The sequence below is a fragment of the Bosea sp. RAC05 genome, from assembly GCF_001713455.1.
Taxonomy (GTDB): Bacteria; Pseudomonadota; Alphaproteobacteria; order Rhizobiales; family Beijerinckiaceae; genus Allobosea.
The window spans coordinates 914,704-931,691 of record NZ_CP016464.1; the positions used below are offsets into that span (position 1 = coordinate 914,704).

Annotated in this window: 19 protein-coding genes; 9 read left to right on the forward strand and 10 right to left on the reverse strand. The window is 69.4% G+C overall.

Features of this window, described 5'->3' with window-relative positions; all coding sequences use genetic code 11:
• Positions 1-81: 81 nt before the first annotated feature.
• The 3 genes from BSY19_RS07770 (at position 82) to BSY19_RS07780 (ending at position 3,393) form a co-directional block, all read left to right on the forward strand.
• The gene (locus tag BSY19_RS07770; protein WP_069053653.1) at positions 82-1,287 is read left to right on the forward strand and encodes an ABC transporter substrate-binding protein; all 1,206 of its coding nucleotides are present in this window, start codon (positions 82-84) and stop codon (positions 1,285-1,287) included.
• A gap of 197 nt (positions 1,288-1,484) precedes the next feature.
• Entirely contained in the window at positions 1,485-2,372 is an 888-nt protein-coding gene (locus tag BSY19_RS07775; protein ID WP_069053654.1) for a branched-chain amino acid ABC transporter permease, read from the forward strand.
• 31 nt (positions 2,373-2,403) lie between these two features.
• On the forward strand, positions 2,404-3,393 hold the full coding sequence (locus BSY19_RS07780) for a branched-chain amino acid ABC transporter permease (protein ID WP_069053655.1): 990 nt from the start codon (positions 2,404-2,406) through the stop codon (positions 3,391-3,393).
• Positions 3,394-3,550: 157 nt separating this feature from the next.
• Here BSY19_RS07780 and BSY19_RS07785 read toward each other — a convergent pair whose 3' ends face one another.
• The 4 genes from BSY19_RS07785 to BSY19_RS07800 all read right to left on the reverse strand — a co-directional run bounded on the left by BSY19_RS07785 (position 3,551) and on the right by BSY19_RS07800 (position 6,195).
• Positions 3,551-4,081, reverse strand: a complete 531-nt coding sequence (locus tag BSY19_RS07785) for a hydrolase (protein WP_069053656.1) — start codon at positions 4,079-4,081, stop codon at positions 3,551-3,553.
• A gap of 673 nt (positions 4,082-4,754) precedes the next feature.
• Positions 4,755-4,973, reverse strand: coding sequence for a hypothetical protein (locus tag BSY19_RS07790; RefSeq protein ID WP_069053657.1), 219 nt, complete (start codon positions 4,971-4,973; stop codon positions 4,755-4,757).
• Between the two features lie 4 nt (positions 4,974-4,977).
• Complete coding sequence (locus BSY19_RS07795; RefSeq protein ID WP_069053658.1) at positions 4,978-5,247, reverse strand: DUF1488 family protein; 270 nt, start codon at positions 5,245-5,247, stop codon at positions 4,978-4,980.
• 27 nt (positions 5,248-5,274) lie between these two features.
• Positions 5,275-6,195, reverse strand: a complete 921-nt coding sequence (locus tag BSY19_RS07800; protein WP_069053659.1) for a beta-1,6-N-acetylglucosaminyltransferase — start codon at positions 6,193-6,195, stop codon at positions 5,275-5,277.
• A 336-nt stretch (positions 6,196-6,531) separates the two neighbouring features.
• On the opposite strand from BSY19_RS07800, the gene BSY19_RS07805 reads away from it, so the two are divergent.
• The 3 genes from BSY19_RS07805 to BSY19_RS07815 all read left to right on the forward strand — a co-directional run bounded on the left by BSY19_RS07805 (position 6,532) and on the right by BSY19_RS07815 (position 9,662).
• Entirely contained in the window at positions 6,532-7,362 is an 831-nt protein-coding gene (locus BSY19_RS07805; RefSeq protein ID WP_069053660.1) for an aldo/keto reductase, read from the forward strand.
• A 164-nt stretch (positions 7,363-7,526) separates the two neighbouring features.
• Positions 7,527-9,035 carry an MDR family MFS transporter gene (locus BSY19_RS07810; protein ID WP_083247476.1) on the forward strand — a complete coding sequence of 503 codons (1,509 nt, stop codon included), beginning with the start codon at positions 7,527-7,529 and terminating at the stop codon, positions 9,033-9,035.
• Between the two features lie 99 nt (positions 9,036-9,134).
• Positions 9,135-9,662, forward strand: coding sequence for a DUF1269 domain-containing protein (locus tag BSY19_RS07815; protein WP_069053661.1), 528 nt, complete (start codon positions 9,135-9,137; stop codon positions 9,660-9,662).
• Between the two features lie 110 nt (positions 9,663-9,772).
• Here the strand turns inward: BSY19_RS07815 and dapD are convergent, their stop codons facing one another.
• Positions 9,773-10,615, reverse strand: coding sequence for a 2,3,4,5-tetrahydropyridine-2,6-dicarboxylate N-succinyltransferase (gene dapD / locus BSY19_RS07820; RefSeq protein ID WP_069053662.1), 843 nt, complete (start codon positions 10,613-10,615; stop codon positions 9,773-9,775).
• 144 nt (positions 10,616-10,759) lie between these two features.
• Here dapD and BSY19_RS07825 point away from each other — a divergent pair, with 144 nt between their 5' ends.
• From BSY19_RS07825 to BSY19_RS07835, 3 genes are all read left to right on the forward strand, one after another.
• Complete coding sequence (locus BSY19_RS07825) at positions 10,760-11,044, forward strand: hypothetical protein (RefSeq protein WP_069053663.1); 285 nt, start codon at positions 10,760-10,762, stop codon at positions 11,042-11,044.
• 72 nt (positions 11,045-11,116) lie between these two features.
• Positions 11,117-12,451: an 8-oxoguanine deaminase gene (locus tag BSY19_RS07830; protein WP_069053664.1), complete on the forward strand. Its 1,335-nt coding sequence runs from the start codon at positions 11,117-11,119 to the stop codon at positions 12,449-12,451.
• 85 nt (positions 12,452-12,536) lie between these two features.
• A complete protein-coding gene (locus BSY19_RS07835) occupies positions 12,537-12,788 on the forward strand; it encodes a hypothetical protein (RefSeq protein ID WP_069053665.1) in 252 nt (83 codons plus the stop codon).
• Between the two features lies 1 nt (position 12,789).
• Here BSY19_RS07835 and BSY19_RS07840 read toward each other — a convergent pair whose 3' ends face one another.
• From BSY19_RS07840 to cobM, 5 genes are all read right to left on the reverse strand, one after another.
• Positions 12,790-13,305, reverse strand: coding sequence for a MarR family winged helix-turn-helix transcriptional regulator (locus BSY19_RS07840; protein ID WP_069053666.1), 516 nt, complete (start codon positions 13,303-13,305; stop codon positions 12,790-12,792).
• A 76-nt stretch (positions 13,306-13,381) separates the two neighbouring features.
• A complete protein-coding gene (gene cobF / locus BSY19_RS07845; protein ID WP_069056936.1) occupies positions 13,382-14,131 on the reverse strand; it encodes a precorrin-6A synthase (deacetylating) in 750 nt (249 codons plus the stop codon).
• A gap of 2 nt (positions 14,132-14,133) precedes the next feature.
• Positions 14,134-14,787 (reverse strand): 5,6-dimethylbenzimidazole synthase, encoded by a 654-nt coding sequence (bluB, locus tag BSY19_RS07850; RefSeq protein WP_069053667.1) that lies wholly within the window; start codon positions 14,785-14,787, stop codon positions 14,134-14,136.
• Positions 14,784-16,103: a cobyrinate a,c-diamide synthase gene (locus BSY19_RS07855; protein ID WP_069053668.1), complete on the reverse strand. Its 1,320-nt coding sequence runs from the start codon at positions 16,101-16,103 to the stop codon at positions 14,784-14,786. Before BSY19_RS07855 ends, bluB begins: the two co-directional genes overlap by 4 nt.
• Positions 16,104-16,221: 118 nt before the next feature.
• Positions 16,222-16,986, reverse strand: coding sequence for a precorrin-4 C(11)-methyltransferase (gene cobM / locus BSY19_RS07860; protein ID WP_069053669.1), 765 nt, complete (start codon positions 16,984-16,986; stop codon positions 16,222-16,224).
• Positions 16,987-16,988 lie beyond the last annotated feature (2 nt).

Genomic DNA, 16,988 nt, shown 5'->3' on the forward strand with positions numbered 1-16,988 from the left:
CTGGCGGATTCGAAGGCCCCCAATCCGATCCATATCGGACATCACGTCGAAAATGACGCCAATCTCAGGGAGAGAGACATCATGAAGTTCAAGACATTTCTGACCACGACCGCCTTCGCCGCCGTGATGGCGGCGCCCGCGCTCGCCCAGCAGATCAGCATCAAGGCCGGCGTCCTCAACGACCGATCCGGCCTCTATGCCGACCTGTCGGGCGAAGGCTCGGTGATCGCCGCCCGCATGGCGGTCGAGGACTTCAAGGCGGCCGAGAAGGGCATCAAGGTCGAGATCGTCTCGGCCGACCACCAGAACAAGCCCGACGTAGGATCGACGATTGCCCGCACCTGGTACGACCAGGACGGCGTCGACCTGATCCTGGACGTGCCGACCTCCTCGGTGGCGCTCGCGGTCAACCAGATCACCCGCGAGAAGAACAAGATCCACATCAACTCCGGCGCGGCCTCCTCCGACCTGACCGGCAAGGCCTGCTCGCCCAACACGGTGCACTGGACCTACGACACCTATGCGCTCGCCCAGGGCACCGGCGGCGCCATGGTCAAGGCCGGCGGCGACAGCTGGTACTTCCTCACCGCCGACTACGCCTTCGGCCATGCGCTGGAGCGCGACACCGCCGCGATCGTCACCAAGAACGGCGGCAAGGTGCTCGGCGCGGTGCGCACGCCCTTCCCGGGCACGGACTTCTCCTCCTTCCTGCTGCAGGCCCAGGCCTCCAAGGCCAAGGTGATCGGGCTCGCCAATGCCGGCGGCGACACCATCAACTCGATCAAGCAGGCGGGCGAATTCGGCATCGTCGCCGGCGGCCAGAAGCTGGCGGGGCTGCTCGTCTTCCTCACCGACGTGCATTCGCTCGGCCTCGCCACCGCCCAGGGGCTGGTGCTGACGGAGTCCTTCTACTGGGACACCAATGACCAGACCCGGACCTGGGCCGACCGCTTCGCCAAGGCCAATGGCGGCAAGAAGCCGACCATGGTCCAGGCCGGCGTCTATTCCGGCATGCTGCACTATCTCAAGGCGGTCGAGGCGGCGAAGTCGAAGGACTCGGCGGCGGTGATGGCCAAGATGAAGGAGCTGCCGACCGACGACCCGCTCTTCGGCAAGGGCTCGGTGCGCGTCGACGGCCGCAAGATGCACGACATGTATCTCTTCGAGGTCAAGAAGCCCGCCGAGTCGAAGGGCCCGTGGGACTACTACAAGCAGGTCTCGGTCCTGCCGGCCGAGCAGGCTTTCCGCCCGCTCGCCGAGAGCGAGTGCCCGCTCGTCAAGAAGTGAACCGTCGAGGCCCGGTTGTCCCGGGCCTCGCCCCCTCCGGCGTCATTCCGGACAAGCCGCGAAGCGGCGCCGATCCGGAATCCATCCTAGAGCTGTTGCGCCCTTCGATGGATTCCGGGTCTCCGCTTCGCTCCGCCCGGAACGACGGCAGAGGTTGTTGCGAAGACACTCCGCCTTCCAGATGATCTGAGCCCCGCATGTTCGAACTTCTCGGTGTCCCGCCCCAGGCGCTGTTCGGCCAGGTCCTTCTCGGCCTGATCAACGGCTCGTTCTACGCCATCCTCAGCCTCGGGCTGGCGGTGATCTTCGGGCTGCTCAACATCATCAACTTCACCCATGGCGCGCAGTACATGATGGGCGCCTTCGTCGCCTGGATGTGCCTGAACTATCTCGGCATCAACTACTGGGTGGCGCTGCTGCTGGCGCCGCTGGTGGTCGGCGCGACGGGCATCGCGATCGAGCGGCTGCTGCTCAAGCGCATCGCGCATGTCGACCATCTCTACGGGCTGCTGCTGACCTTCGGCCTCGCGCTGATCATCCAGGGTCTGTTCCGCAACGAATTCGGCTCGTCCGGCCTGCCCTACCAGATCCCCGCCGAATTGCGGGGAGGGCAGAACCTCGGCTTCATGTTCCTGCCCTATTACCGCGGCTGGGTCGTCGTCGCCTCGCTCGTGGTCTGCCTCGCGACCTGGTTCCTGATCGAGAAGACCAAGCTCGGCGCCTACTTGCGTGCCGCGACCGAGAACCCGACGCTGACCCAGGCCTTCGGCATCAACGTGCCGCTGCTGGTGACGCTGACCTATGGCTTCGGCGTGGCGCTGGCGGGCTTCGCCGGCGTGCTGGCGGCGCCGATCTATTCGGTCAACCCGAACATGGGCGCCGACCTCATCATCGTCGTCTTCGCCGTGGTCGTCATCGGCGGCATGGGCTCGATCCTGGGCGCCATCGTCACCGGCTTCTCGCTCGGGCTGGTCGAGGGCCTGACCAAGGTCTTCTACCCGGAGGCCTCGGCGACGGTGATCTTCATCATCATGGTGCTGGTGCTGCTGGTGCGGCCGGCCGGCCTGTTCGGACGGGCCGCGTGATGGCCGCCCGCCGCGAGACGAGGATTTGACCATGGCCGACATCGCCGCCACCGAAGCCCCCGCCGCCGCCCTGCCGGGCGAGGCCGACAAGGGCACGCTGCGCCTGCATCGCGCCATCATGATCGGCATTGCGATCGCGCTCGTGATCGCGCCCTTTGTGGCCTATCCGGTCTTCGTCATGAAGGTCCTGTGCTTCGCGCTGTTCGCGCTCGCCTTCAACCTGCTGCTCGGCTATGGCGGCCTGCTCTCCTTCGGGCACGCCGCCTATTTCGGCATGGCCAGCTATGTCTGCGCCTACACCGCCAAGAACTGGGGCCTGACGCCGGAGCTGGCGATCCTGCTCGGCACGGCCGTCTCGGGCGGGCTCGGCCTGGTCTTCGGCGCGCTGGCGATCCGGCGGCAGGGCATCTATTTCGCCATGATCACGCTGGCCCTGGCGCAGATGGTGTTCTTCTTCTCGCTGCAGACGCCGCGTTTCACCGGCGGCGAGGACGGCATCCAGGCGGTGCCGCGCGGCCATCTCTTCGGGCTGATCAGCCTTGCCGACGACCGGACGCTGTACTGGCTCGTCGCGGCGATCTTCATGGCCGGGCTGCTGGCGATCTACCGCATCATCCACTCGCCCTTCGGCCAGGTCTGCAAGGCGATCCGGGACAACGAGCCGCGCGCGATCTCGCTCGGCTACCGCGCCAACCAGTACAAGCTCGCCGTCTTCGTGCTCTCGGCCAGCCTGGCGGGGCTCGCCGGCTCGACCAAGGCGATCGTCTTCCAGCTGGCGTCGCTGACCGACGTGCACTGGTCGATGTCGGGCGAGGTCGTGCTGATGACGCTGGTCGGCGGGCTCGGTACCGTCTTCGGGCCGATCGCGGGCGCGATCGTCATCGTCTCCATGCAGAACTACCTCGCCGGGCTGGGCGCCTGGGTGACGGTGGTGCAGGGCGTCATCTTCGTGATCTGCGTCATGACCTTCCGCGAGGGCCTCGTCGGCGTGATCTCGAAATGGATCCGGAAGCCGCTCTAGGTTTTTTGCTCCCGCAACAGACGCCGTCATCCTGGGCGAGCGAAGCTCGGCCGGGATCCATCATGAGGCGCCGCCGAACCCTATGATGGATCCCGGGCTTCGCGGCTTCGCCGCTCGCCCAGGATGACTATGAGGTTCCGGGGAAAAAGCCCCCGCCCTACTTCACCAGCTTCAAGGCCTCGCGGAAGCGGGGGTGCCCGGCGTCGCGCAGCCATTCGAAGATCACCATCTCGGTGGTGACGATCTCGGCGCCATGGCGCGCGAGGCGGGCCATGGCGGCGTCCTTCGACTCCTGACGGCGCGAGCCGCTGGCGTCCTGTACCACGGCGACGCGGCGGCGATGGGCCAGCAGGGTCAGCGCGGTCTGGCCGAGGCAGACATGCGCCTCGCAGCCGCAGAGCACGATCTGCCCGTCGCCCGCCAGCGCCTCGAGGAAGGCTCCCTCCGCGCAGGCGTCGAAGCTCGTCTTGGCGATCACCGGCCCCGCACCCGCCAGCTCCGGCACCGTGCCGCCGAGCCCCGCCGGGTTCTGCTCGGTCATCACGATCGGCACACCAAGCAGGCCGGCCGCCGCGACCAGCCTCTGCGCATGGGCGACGAGGGCCGGTCCCTCATGGATCGCCGGCATCAGCCGGGCCTGGAAGTCGATCAGGACGAGGGTCGAGTCGCTGGCGCTGAGCAGGGGCATGGGCCTCTCCGGTTGCAGGTCATCATAGCACCGAAAGCCCCGGCCGGCTCTCTGCCGCGGGGTTTTCGGGTCTTGAAGCGTATCCGAGGGGATGCGCGGGACGAAGGTGGCGTCGCAGTCGACGGCTGCGTGCCGATGTCGATGTCGAATGTCGTGTCGAAGCAGCGCCAACAGCAGCCACCCCGTCCCGCACGCGGTTCTCTTTGGTGCTTTCGTCGCGCGTTTCGTCCCTCACGGACCGGGTTGTGGTCGACCCGGGCGACGAAGCCCCTCGATGGCGTCCGACCCGCGACGGTCGTCCCCCATGAACACCGCACCCTCCCCGGCCACACGACGCCTCGCGAAGCCCCCTCGGTCGGGGAGAGCGAGGGGAGAATAGGCTTGGGTCCGCGTGCCGGGGATAAGATTTGTCGAAGGGCGCGACGCGAACCCCTCCCCCTCGTGGGGAGGGGCAGGGGTGGGGGCGAACGACCGGGTGAGCGGGAGGGTCGAAGATCACGCGGCATCGGCGTCGTAGCCCAAAGCCACGCCGCATACTCGAGCTTTACGCCCCCCACCCCTTCCCCTCCCCACGAGGGGGAGGGGTTCGCGCGCCTCCAGCGCATCATCCGGCATGAGCTTCTCGGGTTCGTCGCGGCGCGGCGCCCGAGAATGATGCTGTGGCCCTCCCCGCCTAGGTGGTGGTCCCGCCTGGAAGCGGGATCTCCTCCTCGATCTCGTGATGGCCCACCGCGCGCTCGAGGCCGTCGGGGCCCCGCACGCGGTACTGCTCCTCCTTGTTGTCGCGCGGCGGCATCAGCCGCGTGATCTCGAAGGGGCCGGGCCGCACCTGGTTGTGGAAGCCGGCGGTGAGCTGGACGAGATCGCCGAGCTTGTAGGGGGGGCGTGCCATGTCGTCAGCCCTTCCCGACGATGTCGGCAACGGTGAGGCGGTGATAGCTGCCCTTGTGGCGGCCATAGGCCGCTGCGGCCGCGCTCAGGATGGCGTCGCGATGGCTGTCGAAGGTCGCCAGCATCTGGGCCTCGCCCGGCTCGGCGCCGAGCCGGCGCAGCGCGTCGATCTCGATCTGGAAGGCGATCTCGAGCGAGGCGTCGGAGCCCCAGAAGCTGACGCAGGAGCGGCCGGGATCGAAGCTGCGGACGGGATTGGGAAAATTCAGTGCCATGATCGACTTTCTGCTTTCGGCTGCGGCTCAGGACGCCAGGAACGCGGCCTGGGAGACCGGTACCGAGACGTGGACCGGAACGGGCGACGGCCGGCGTGCGGGGGAGGGCGACCGTTCATCCGCGCGCAGACGCTCGTCGAGGAGGCCGAGGACCGCGTCGTCGACCGTCGCGTCGAACTTGCGCGCGAACAGGCAGGGGCTCGCCAGAAGCTCCGGCGCGTCGGAAGCGAGATAGGTGCGCGGACGCAGCTTGATGTCGCCGTCCGGGACCCAGTCGATCATGCGCAGATCGTCGCTGACGACCTCGCCATGTTCGGCCGTGTTCATCATCACCGTCTGGAAGAAGCCCTCATCGGCGATGAAAGTGTTGCGGTAGAAGGCCTTGTAGCGCTCGGCTTCCGGGTCGTGGCAGACGAACTCGCAGAAGCGCCGGCTCACGATCATCCACTGATTGCCGATATAGGGCGAGACGCCGGCCATGAAGGCGCGCGGGAAGGGCGTCCGGACGATGCGCTTCTCGAACTCGACGACATAGCGGCTGACCCGCTTCATCGTCTCGGGCCGCGCCTTGCGCTGGTCGAGGACCTTGATGAACTCCTTGCCGCGGTTCCGCTTCAGGAAGGTGGCGATCTCGTCCTGGCTCTTGAGCGGGTAGTCCTGGCCGCTGAGATTGACGAAGAACTCCCAGTCGGCGCCCATTTCCAGCAACTGTGCCATGCCGCGCAGCTCGGCATCGACGAGGCTGTATCCGCCCCAGCGGGCATGATGGCTGGTCAGGATGGCGCTGTTGGGAAAGCCGCGCAGGTAGCGCCGGATATCGGCTTCGAGCTCGGGCCCGGAATTCTTGTCGACATGGATCAGATAGTGATTGGCGGGATCGTAGATCGACTTGAACATGCGCTTGAACTGCGCGGGATACCGGTGGACCAGAACCAGATAAGCGATCAACGGGGTTTTCCTTGAAGCGGAAGCAAACAGAATTGGAGCCATGGCGCGCGTGACGGCCCACGCCTCGGTCGCGCTCCGGCAACCGTGGCGCGACAGCACTCCCCGCCTCCCGACGGGAAGCGCGGCCGAATAGGGTCTTGTCTCGAGGCCGGCCGTGACGAATGGCAGCAGCCGCAAAGGCGGCTACTCGCGTCGACCGTGAATCCGACATGGGGAAGCCGACCTGCGATTGTAAGGTCGCGGCGGAAATAAGACCGGCGCGGAATTGCCACCGCGGCCTGCCCCGACATGCTAGCGAGGGCGCGCCCGCCGCCCCGGTCGGCGGGAGAACCGACCATGAAAACCATCACCGCCCACGGCGCCGCGATCCCCGTGCTCGGCTTCGGCACCTTCCGGATGCAGGCGCCGGACGTGCTGCGCATGGTGCCCGCCGTGCTGAAGCTCGGCTTTCGCCATGTCGACACCGCCCAGATCTACCGCAACGAGGCCGCCGTCGGCGAGGCCATCGCCGGCAGCGGCGTGGCGCGCGGCGACATCTTCCTGACCACCAAGGTCTGGATCGACAATTTCGCGCCGGATCGGTTCGCAGCCTCCGTCGACGAGAGCCTCGCGAAGCTGAAGACCGACCATGTCGACCTCCTGCTGCTGCACTGGCCCAATGGCAGCGTGCCGCTGGCCGACCAGATCGGCGCGCTCAACGCCGTGCGCGAGGCCGGCAGGACGCGTCATATCGGCGTCAGCAACTACACAATCGCCCTGCTCGCGCAGGCACGCGCGCTCAGCGCCGCGCCGCTCGTCACCAACCAGGTCGAGGACCACCCCTATCTCGACCAGGGCCGGCTGTTGGCGGCGATGCGCGAAGCCGGGATGGCGCTGACCGCCTATTATGCGATGGCCGACGGCAAGGTCTTCGCCGATCCGCTGCTCGCCGAGATCGCCGCGCGGCACCATCGCAGCATCGCCCAGATCGTGCTGCGCTGGCTCGTGCAGCAGGAGGGTGTCGTCGCGCTGTCGAAGACGGTGAGCGAGGAGCGCGCCCGCGACAACGCTGCGATCTTCGACTTCGCCCTCGATGAGGCCGAGATGGCGGCGATTCATGGGCTGGCGGAGCCGAACGGGCGGGTGCTCAAGCCCGAGGGCCTCTCGCCGGTCTGGGACGCGGCCTGATCAGCCCCCTTGGCCGGCGGGGCGCCGCGGCGTGGTCTTGCGACAGGGACCATGCCGCCGTGCATGGCCGCCAGACCGGCTCTGCTCGCCCCGCCTCTGGTGCATGGCCGGGCCGCCACCTAGACTGGCGCCTTCCTCAGATGCAAGGGCGGGCACGGCACTTCATGGATCAGCGGGTCGACCCCTCGGCGCATCAGGCGGCGGCCGCGCAGGCGCCGATGCGCCACGAGGACATCCGCAGCATCCTGTTCGGCATCATGCTCGCCATGTTCCTGGCGGCGCTCGACCAGACCATCGTCGCCACCGCGATGCCGACGATCGGGCGCGAGCTCGGCGACGTCACGCATCTGCCCTGGGTGGTAACGGCCTATCTCCTGGCCTCGACCGCGGTGACACCGCTCTACGGCAAGCTCGCCGACATCCATGGCCGGCGCGTCGTGCTGCTCAGCGGCATCGCCGTGTTCATGGCGGGCTCGCTGGCCTGCGCGCTGGCGCCCTCGCTCTGGCTCCTGGTGCTGGCGCGCTTCGTCCAGGGCCTCGGCGGCGGCGGGCTGATCGCGCTGGCGCAGACCATCGTCGCCGACATGGTCTCGCCCAAGGAGCGCGGGCGCTACCAGGTCTATATCGCCTCCGTCTTCATGGCGTCCTCGCTGCTCGGACCCGTGCTGGGCGGCGTCATCGCGGAACGGCTGCACTGGTCGGTGATCTTCTGGATCAACCTGCCGCTCGGCGCGGCCGCCTATGCGATGACGAGTTCGGCGCTGAAGCGGCTGCCGCGACACGAGCGGCCCCACAGGCTCGATTTGCTCGGCGCCACGCTGATCACCAGCGCGACGATGACGCTGCTGCTGGCGCTCTCCTGGGGCGGCACGCATTACCCCTGGGCGTCCGCGCCGATCGGCGGGCTCGTGGCGCTGTCGCTCCTGCTCTGGCTCGCCTTCGCCTGGCGGCTGCGCACCGCGCAGGAGCCGCTGATCCCGCTCGACATCCTCGCCAACAAGGTGGTGCGGATGGGCACGATCGCGGCCGGCTTCGGCATGGGCACCTTCATCGGCCTGACGATCTACCTGCCGATCTATTTCGAGAGCGTGATGGGGCTGAGTGCCGCCTCCTCGGGGCTCGGCCTGCTGCCGCTGACGGTGGGCACGGTCATGGGCGCGACGCTGTCGGGCCGGGCGATGACGCGGCTGACGCATTACAAGCGCGTGCCGGTGATCGGGCTCAGCGTCGCGCTGGTCGGGGTGGCGCTGCTGGCCTGGCAGGCCGGGCGGATGCCGCTCGTGCCCTTCTGCGCGCTGCTGGCGCTGATCAGCCTCGGGCTCGGCACGATGCTGCCGGTCGCGACCGTCTCGATCCAGAACGCGGTGCTGCCGCATCAGCTGGGCACCGCGACGGGGGCGGCGAATTTCTTCCGCCAGATCGGCGGGGCGCTGATCGTGGCGATCTTCGGGGCCATCGTGCTCGGCGGCATCGGCGGCGCCGGGCCGGGCCTGTCGCACGAGTCCATCCGGCTCGACGGCGTCGATCGCGACACCATGGTGCGGCTGTTCCAGTATGTCTTCGCCGCGACCTGCCTCGGCTTCGCCTGCGCGCTCGGCTTCCTGCTGCGGATGGAGGAACTGCCGCTGCGCAGCGGCGCGGTCCAGGCCGCCAAGGCGCCTGCGGTCGATTGATTCAGATCGCGCCGGGCCCTCCGCTTTCGGCTAGCCTCGCCACAGACCCGTCAAGAACCGCGGTCTAGTCTGCGACATCCTACGCGGCAGGAGAGCCCCATGTCCGATCTCGTCGTCATCGTCTACCCGACCGAAGCCCGCGCCGAGGAGATGCGCCAGAAGCTCTTCGCGCTGCAGAAGGAATATCTGATCGAGATCGGCGACGCCGCCATCGCGGTGATGCAGGAGGGCGGCAAGGTGAAGCTGAACCAGCTGCTCAACACCACCGCCATGGGCGCGGCCTCGGGCTCCTTCTGGGGCCTGCTGATCGGCGCGATCTTCCTGATGCCGCTGGCCGGCGCGGCGCTGGGCGCGGCCTCGGGCGCGCTCGGCGGGGCGCTGACCGACTACGGCGTCAACGACGCCTTCATGAAGGATCTCGCCGGCAGCCTGCAGCCGGGCAATGCGGCGCTGTTCGTGCTGGTCCAGCGCGTCACCGGCGACAAGGTGCTGGAGGCGATCAAGGGCACCGGCGGCGTGGTGCTGAAGACCTCGCTCGACCACACCCGCGAGCAGGCCCTGCGCGATGCGCTGGCGGGGGTGAGCGCAGCAGCGCCGGCGGCGGGCGGGTCGTCGACGGTGGGGTGACGAAATCTCGCGTCATTGCGAGCGTAGCGAAGCAATCCAGACTGAAGCGCGCGGCCGCTCTGGATTGCTTCGTCGGCTTTGCCTCCTCGCAATGCCGCGGAGGCCGTTGATCAATCCCGCAGCAGCTCGTTGATGCCGGTCTTCGAGCGCGTCTGGGCGTCGACCGTCTTGACGATGACGGCGCAGGAGAGCGAGGGGCCCGGCGTGCCATCCGGGAAGGGCTTGCCCGGCAGCGAACCCGGCACCACCACCGAATAGGGCGGCACCTTGCCGATGTGGATCTGGCCCGTAGCGCGGTCGACGATCTTGGTCGAGGCCGAGATGAAGACGCCCATCGAGAGCACCGAGCCCTCGCCGACGATGACGCCCTCGACGACCTCGGAGCGGGCGCCGATGAAGCAGTTGTCCTCGATGATCGTCGGGTTGGCCTGCAGCGGCTCGAGCACGCCGCCGATGCCGACGCCGCCCGAGAGATGCACGTTCTTGCCGATCTGGGCGCAGGAACCGACGGTGGCCCAGGTGTCGACCATGGTGCCGCTGTCGACATAGGCGCCGATGTTGACGAAGGACGGCATCAGCACGACGTTGGGCGCGAGGAACGAGCCCTTGCGCGCGGCGGCCGGCGGCACGACGCGGAAGCCGGCGGCGCGGAAGCGGTTCTCGCCCCAGCCGGCGAACTTGGAGGGCACCTTGTCCCAGAACACGGCGTCGCCGGGGCCGTTGGCGATGATCATGTTGTCGGTCAGGCGGAAGGAGAGCAGCACCGCCTTCTTGAGCCACTGGTGGACGACCCAGTCTGCGCCCTGCTTCTCGGCGACGCGGGCGGTGCCGGCGTCCAGCATCTCGATCGCCTGCTCGACCGCCTCGCGCACCGCGCCCTTGGTGTTGAGGCCGATCTCGGCCCGGGCCTCCCAGGCGGCGTCGATGGTGGCGGCGAGATCGGTCAGCGACATGGCGTGGCTCCGGCGTGCGTCTGGGGAAAACGCGGGAGCGATGGCGGATGAGCGCCGCGCCGTCAAGGCGCATGGCCTGGAACGCGCCCCCGCCGGCCGTGTTACAGTGGCGAACGACGCCGCAGCCCGGCCGGAGGCCCCCCGATGAAGCACCTGACCCTGTCCCTGCTGCTCCTGCTCGCAGCCGCGCCCGCGCTGGCGCAATCGCGTCCCTCCACCCCCGACCGCAGTTGCGCCGCCAACCGCCAGAGCGTCGCGGCAAACGGCGCGATCGTGCTCGGCACCGGCGGCTTCACCTTTGACCGCTTCGTGCGCGACCGCAGCTTCTGCCAGCATGGCGACTTCCTCGAGCCCGCCTTCGTGCCGAGCCGCGACACCCCCCAATGCTTCATCGGCTATCGCTGCAAGGTGGATGTGCCCTGGGATTGAAGGGCGGCGCTTTACCTCGCCCGGTCGCGGCGGCAGTCTCGGCCACAACCTTGCCAACCCGCCGGACCTCTCATGCGCCTCTGGATCAGGAACCCGCTCGGCATCGTCGCCGAGAACGCCTCGGGCGGTGTCGTGGTCGAGGGGGGCGTCATCGCCGAGTTGGTCGCGGCGGGCGGAGAGCCGGCCGCGCCGGTCGATGCCGTGTTCGATGCGTCGGAGCATGTCGTCCTGCCCGGCCTGATCAACACGCATCACCATTTCTACCAGACGCTGACGCGCGCCCATCCGGCCGCGATCGACCGCGAATTGTTTCCCTGGCTCACCGCGCTCTATCCGCTCTGGGCGCGGCTGACGCCCGAGGATCTGCGGTTGGCCGTGCGGGCGGCGCTGGCCGAGCTGCTGCTCTCGGGCTGCACCACGGCGGCCGACCATCATTACCTCTACCCGCCCGGGCTGGAGGATGCCGTCGACATCGCCGTGGAGGAGGCGCGCGCGCTCGGCATCCGCGCCACGATCTCGCGTGGCTCGATGAACCTGTCGCAGAAGGATGGCGGGCTGCCGCCCGACACGGTGGTGCAGGACGAGGACACCATCCTCGCCGACAGCGAGCGCGTGCTGCGGCTCTTCCACGATCCCGCGCCCGGCAGCATGATCCAGATCGCGCTGGCGCCCTGCTCGCCGTTTTCGGTGACGCCGTCCCTGATGGCGAAATCGGCGGAATTGGCGGCGCGCTTCGACGCGCCGCTTCACACCCATCTCGCCGAGACGAAGGACGAGGACGCCTATTGCCTCCAGGTCTACGGCAAGCGCCCGCTCGACCTGCTCGAGGAGACCGGCTGGATGCGGCCGAAGACCTGGCTCGCCCATGGCGTGCATTTCTCCTGCGAGGAATGCGACCGGCTGGGCCGGGCCGGAGTCGGCGTCTGCCATTGCCCGACCTCGAACGGCGTGCTCGCCTCCGGCTTCTGCCGCACGCGCGAGCTGGAGGCGGCCGGCGCGCCGCTCGGGCTCGGCGTCGACGGTTCGGCCTCCAATGACGGCTCGAACCTGATGGAGGAGCTGCGCCACGCGCTGCTGATCAATCGGCTGCGTTATGAAAGCGCCGCCGCGGTGACTGCGCGCGACGTCATCCGCTGGGCGACGCAAGGCTCCGCGCGCTGCCTCGGCCGCTCCGACATCGGCACGATCGCGCCGGGCTTCCAGGCCGATCTCGCGCTCTACCGGCTGGACGAGCTGCGTTTCTCCGGCGCGCATGACCCGGTCGCCGCGCTGGTGCTGTGCGGCGCGCACCGGGCCGACCGCGTCATGGTCGCCGGTCGCTGGCGCGTGGTCGACGGGGCGATCCCCGGCCTCGACCTCGCGGCGCTCCGGCGCGCCCATGGTGCGGCCTCGCGCCGCTACGCCTGAGCGCTTTCGCAATCTCGACTCATTTGCGGCCTTTTCTGGCGGAGGCCATTTTGGCCTGGATCGTGCCGACCGAAGGACGCCGGACATGAAGATCGCGCCGCTCGCCGCCCTCGCCCTGGCGCTGACCGCCAGCGGCTGCATGACGCTGGAGGAGCGCCGCGCGCTCGATATGGAGCAGTGTCGTGGCTATGGCTTCCGGCAGGGTACGGACGCCTTCGCGCAATGCATGCAGACGATCGACGTCGAGCGGGCGGCGGTGCGGCGCACCTATGTCTACCAGGATTTCGGCGGCTTCTATGGCGGCTATGGCTTCGGCTACGGCTATCGTCGCTGGTGAGCTAGCCGCCCTCGCCGGATGGCGGGGCGAACTCGCGCAGGGCCGGCAGCCGCGCCTGCATCCGGCGCAGGAAATCGAGCAGCTGCGCGCGCTCCTGCGGGCTGAAGCCCTCGAGCATCAGCTGCTCGCGCGCGGTCGCGAGCGCAATCAGCTGGTCATGCAGGCCATAGCCGCTGGCCGTGAGTTCGAGGAGCTGGCGGCGGGCGTCGCGCGTGTCGGGCCGTTCCGCGACATGGCCGGCCGCCACCAAGGCCGCGGCGCTGCGGCTGACGGCGCCCTTGTCGAGCGCGATGACCTCGCAGATGCGCTGCGCCGGGATGCCGGGCTCGATCGCGAGCTGCGACATCACCCGCCATTCGGTGACGCCAATGCCGAAGCGCTCCAGATAAAGCCGCGACGAGCTGCGCGACCAGGTGTTGGAGATCGCCGTCAGGAAATAGGGGACATAGCCGCCGAGATCGAGGACATCCCGCTCGGCGCCCTGTTCGGCGGCCTTGTCGCGTCTGGTCGAAGGCATGGCTCGTCCCGCAGTCGATGCCGGCATCTGGCATGGCCGCGCGGCGCGGGGCAAGCATGCGCCCGTGCATGGCCGCCTAGCGCCGCCGCAGCAGGTAGATGTCCATGATCCAGCCATGGCGCTCGCGCGCTGCGGCGCGAACCCGCGCGATGTCGTCGGCGACCTCGGCGAGCGGGCCGGCGATCAGGATCTCGTCGGGCGTGCCGAGATAGGCGCCCCAGAAGATCTCCAGCCCCTCGGGCGGGATTTTGGCGAAGGCCTGTTCGCCGTCGAGCATGACGACGACGCCGTCCGGCGCCAGCGGCAGGCCCTCCGCCAGCTTGCGGCCGGTGGTGATCAGCACGGGCTCGCCGATGCGGTTGAGCGGGATCCGGTGGCGGGCGGCGAGCGCCTGGACGCTGCTGATTCCGGGGATGACCTGCCAGTCCAGCGGCAGGCCACCGTCGCGGACGCGCTCGACGATGCGCAGCGTGCTGTCATAGAGCGCGGGATCGCCCCAGACCAGGAGGGCGCCGGTCTGCCCCTCCGCCAGCTCCTGCCGGAACAGGGCCTCGTAGGCCGCGGCGATGCGGGCGTGCCAGTCGTCGACGACGCCGCGATAATCGTCGCCGGCCTCGGCGCGGCGCGGCGTTTCCATCGTCACGCTGCGCCAGGGCTTCTCGATGAAGCGCGCGCAGATCGCCTCGCGCAGATGGCGCAGGGCCGCCTTCTCCTGCCCCTTGTCGGGCAGGAAGATCACATCCGCCCGGTTGAGCGCCGCGATCGCCTGGACCGTCATCTGGTCCGGGTCGCCGGCGCCGATCCCGATGATCAGCAATCTGCGCATCGTCACCTCGTTCCGGCGCGCGCGGGCGGCCGTCCGGGCTCCCACCCCGCCTTGACCAACTCGGGCACCTCGCTCTCGGCCTCCGGCCAGCCGACGCAGAGCCAGGCGATCAGATTCCACTCGGGCGGCACGCCCAGCGCCTTCCGCACGATCTCCGGCTCGAGGATCGAGACCCAGCCGACGCCGACGCCCGCCACCCGTGCCGCCAGCCAGAACTGCGTGATCGCAGCGACCACCGAATAGTCAAGCATCTCCGGCATCGTCTTGCGGCCGAGGCCATGGCCCTGCGCCGTGCCATGGTCGCAGAACACCGCGATCTGCTCGGGCGCCTCGCGCATGCCTTCGAGCTTCAGGCTGGCATAGAGCCGCGCCCGCTCGCCCTCGAAATCCGCGAGCGCATCGGCGTTGCAGCGCGCGAAACTCGCCAGCGCGGCCGCGCGCTGGACCTCGTCGCGCACGCGCAGAAAACGCCAGGGCTGCGAATGGCCGACCGAGGGCGACAGCTCCGCCTGCGCCAGCAGCCGTTCGACCAGGCCCTCCGGCAAGGCGTCGCGCCGGAAGCGCCGGACATCGCGCCGCCAGGCCAGGAGCTCGGCGAACTGGGCGGCGAACGCCTCGTCGAAGCGGGGAGGGTGGCTGGGCTGGTCCACGCTCACCCCGCCACCGCGATAGCATGGAAGAACGAGCCCGTGACGTGGCCGCGCCGGCTGCCGGCGGGGGCGGGTGCCGAGCCATGCGGGTCAGTCACCAGCGCCAGCGGCGGGTCCTCGCCCTGGGTGACGATCGTCGCGTAGTGGAACTCATGGCCGGTAAGCCCCGCGCCGGCCGCGCCGAGCGGCGCGTCGGCCTCGAGCACGGCGCGGCGGTAGCCGAGATTCATCTTCCGCTTCGCGAAGGAGGTCTCGACCGAGAGCAGCCCGGCCATGGCGTGGCAGACCCCGTCCGCATCGATCAGGGTGCGCCCCAGCACCATGTAGCCGCCGCACTCGCCATGCACAGGTCGGGTCTGCGCGAAGGCGCGCAGGCCTGCGAGAAAGCGGTCGGCGCCGGCGATCGCGCCCGCATGAAGCTCGGGATAGCCGCCCGGCAGCCAGCAGGCATCGCAATCCTCGGGCGGCGGCTCGTCCGCCAGCGGCGAGAACGGCACCAGCACGGCGCCCGCCGCCCGCCAGCCGGCCTCGACATGCGGATAGACGAAGCTGAAGGCGGCATCACGCGCGATCGCGATGCGCCGGCCGGGCGCCGGCAGGCGCGGGATCGCCACCCCCATAGCCGGCAAATGAGTCGTCAGGGCGGCCGCCCTGACGGCGTCGAGATCGACCGCAGCCGTCACCGCATCGGCGAGCGCCTCGAGCCGCGCCTCGAGATCGGCGGTCTCGCCGGCCTGGACCAGCCCGAGATGGCGCTCGGGCAGGATCAGGCTGGCCTCGCGCGGCAGCGCGCCGAGCACCGGTAGGCCGATCTTTTCCATCCCCTGCGCCACCAGCCGGCGGTGCCGCTCGCTGGCGACCTTGTTGAGGATCACGCCCGCGATGGTGATGCGCGGGTCGTAATGCATGCAGCCGAGCGCAATCGCCGCCGCAGACTGCGCCTGGCCGGAAACGTCGATCACCAGCACGACGGGCCAGCCCAGCAGCGCGGCGATGTCGGCGCTCGCGCCGGTGTGCCCCTGCGGCCCCGGCACGGCGTCGAACAGCCCCATCGACCCTTCCGCGATGACGAGGTCGGCACCCTCGGCCGCATCGCCGGCGATCGCGCGCAGCAGCGCGTCGGGCATGGCGAAGGAATCGAGATTGGCGCTGGGTGCGCCGGTCGCGGCGGCGTGGAAGGCCGGGTCGATGTAATCGGGCCCGCATTTCAGCCCGCGCACCACCAGCCCGCGCCGCGTCAGCGCCCGCTGCAGGCCGAGCGTGATCGTGGTCTTGCCCGAGCCGGAGCGCGGCGCGGCGATGATCAGGCCGGGCGCGGTCATGGACGGGCTCCTCCGTCATTGCGAGGAGCGTAAGCGACGAAGCAATCCAGGAAGGTGCCGAGCGAGCCGGTCTGGATTGCTTCGCTGCGCTCGCAATGATGGGGGTGGGCGGTCATTCTCATACCCCGCCCCCCGGCCGGAAGCGGCGGTCATAGCCCGTCGAGTACAGCGCGCTCTCGCCGAAATCCTCCGCCGCCAGCGCCGGGCCGACCAGGATCAGTGCGGTCCGCTCCAGCCCGGACTCGCGCACCTGCGCCGCGATCGTGGACAGTGTTCCGCGCAGCACGCGCTCGTCCGGCCAGGAGGCCCGGAACACGATCGCGACCGGGCACGCCTCCCCGTAGAAGGGCGACAGCTCCGCGACGACCTGCTCGACGACATGGATCGAGAGATGGATCGCCAGCGTCGCACCCGAAGCCGCGAAGGTGGCGAGCCGCTCCCGCTCCGGCATGGCGGAAGCCCGGCCCGAGGTGCGCGTCAGCACCAGTGACTGCGCCAGCCCCGGCAGGGTCAGCTCGCGCTTGAGCGTCGCGGCGGCGGCCGCGAAGGCCGGCACGCCTGGCGTCACGCTGTAGGGGATGGCGAGCGCATCCAGCCGGCGCATCTGCTCGCCGGTCGCACTCCAGATCGAAAGGTCGCCGGAATGTAGCCGGGCCACGTCCTGCCCGGCCTCATGGGCGGCGGCCATCTCGGCGATGATCGCGTCGAGATCGAGCGGCGCCGTGTCGACGATGCGCGCGCCCGGCGGGCACCAGTCGAGCATCGCCTTGGGGATCAGCGAGCCCGCAAAGAGGCAGACCGGGCAGGAGGCGATCAGGTCGCGCCCGCGCAGCGTGATGAGGTCGGGCGCGCCGGGCCCGGCGCCGATGAAATGGATCGTCATGC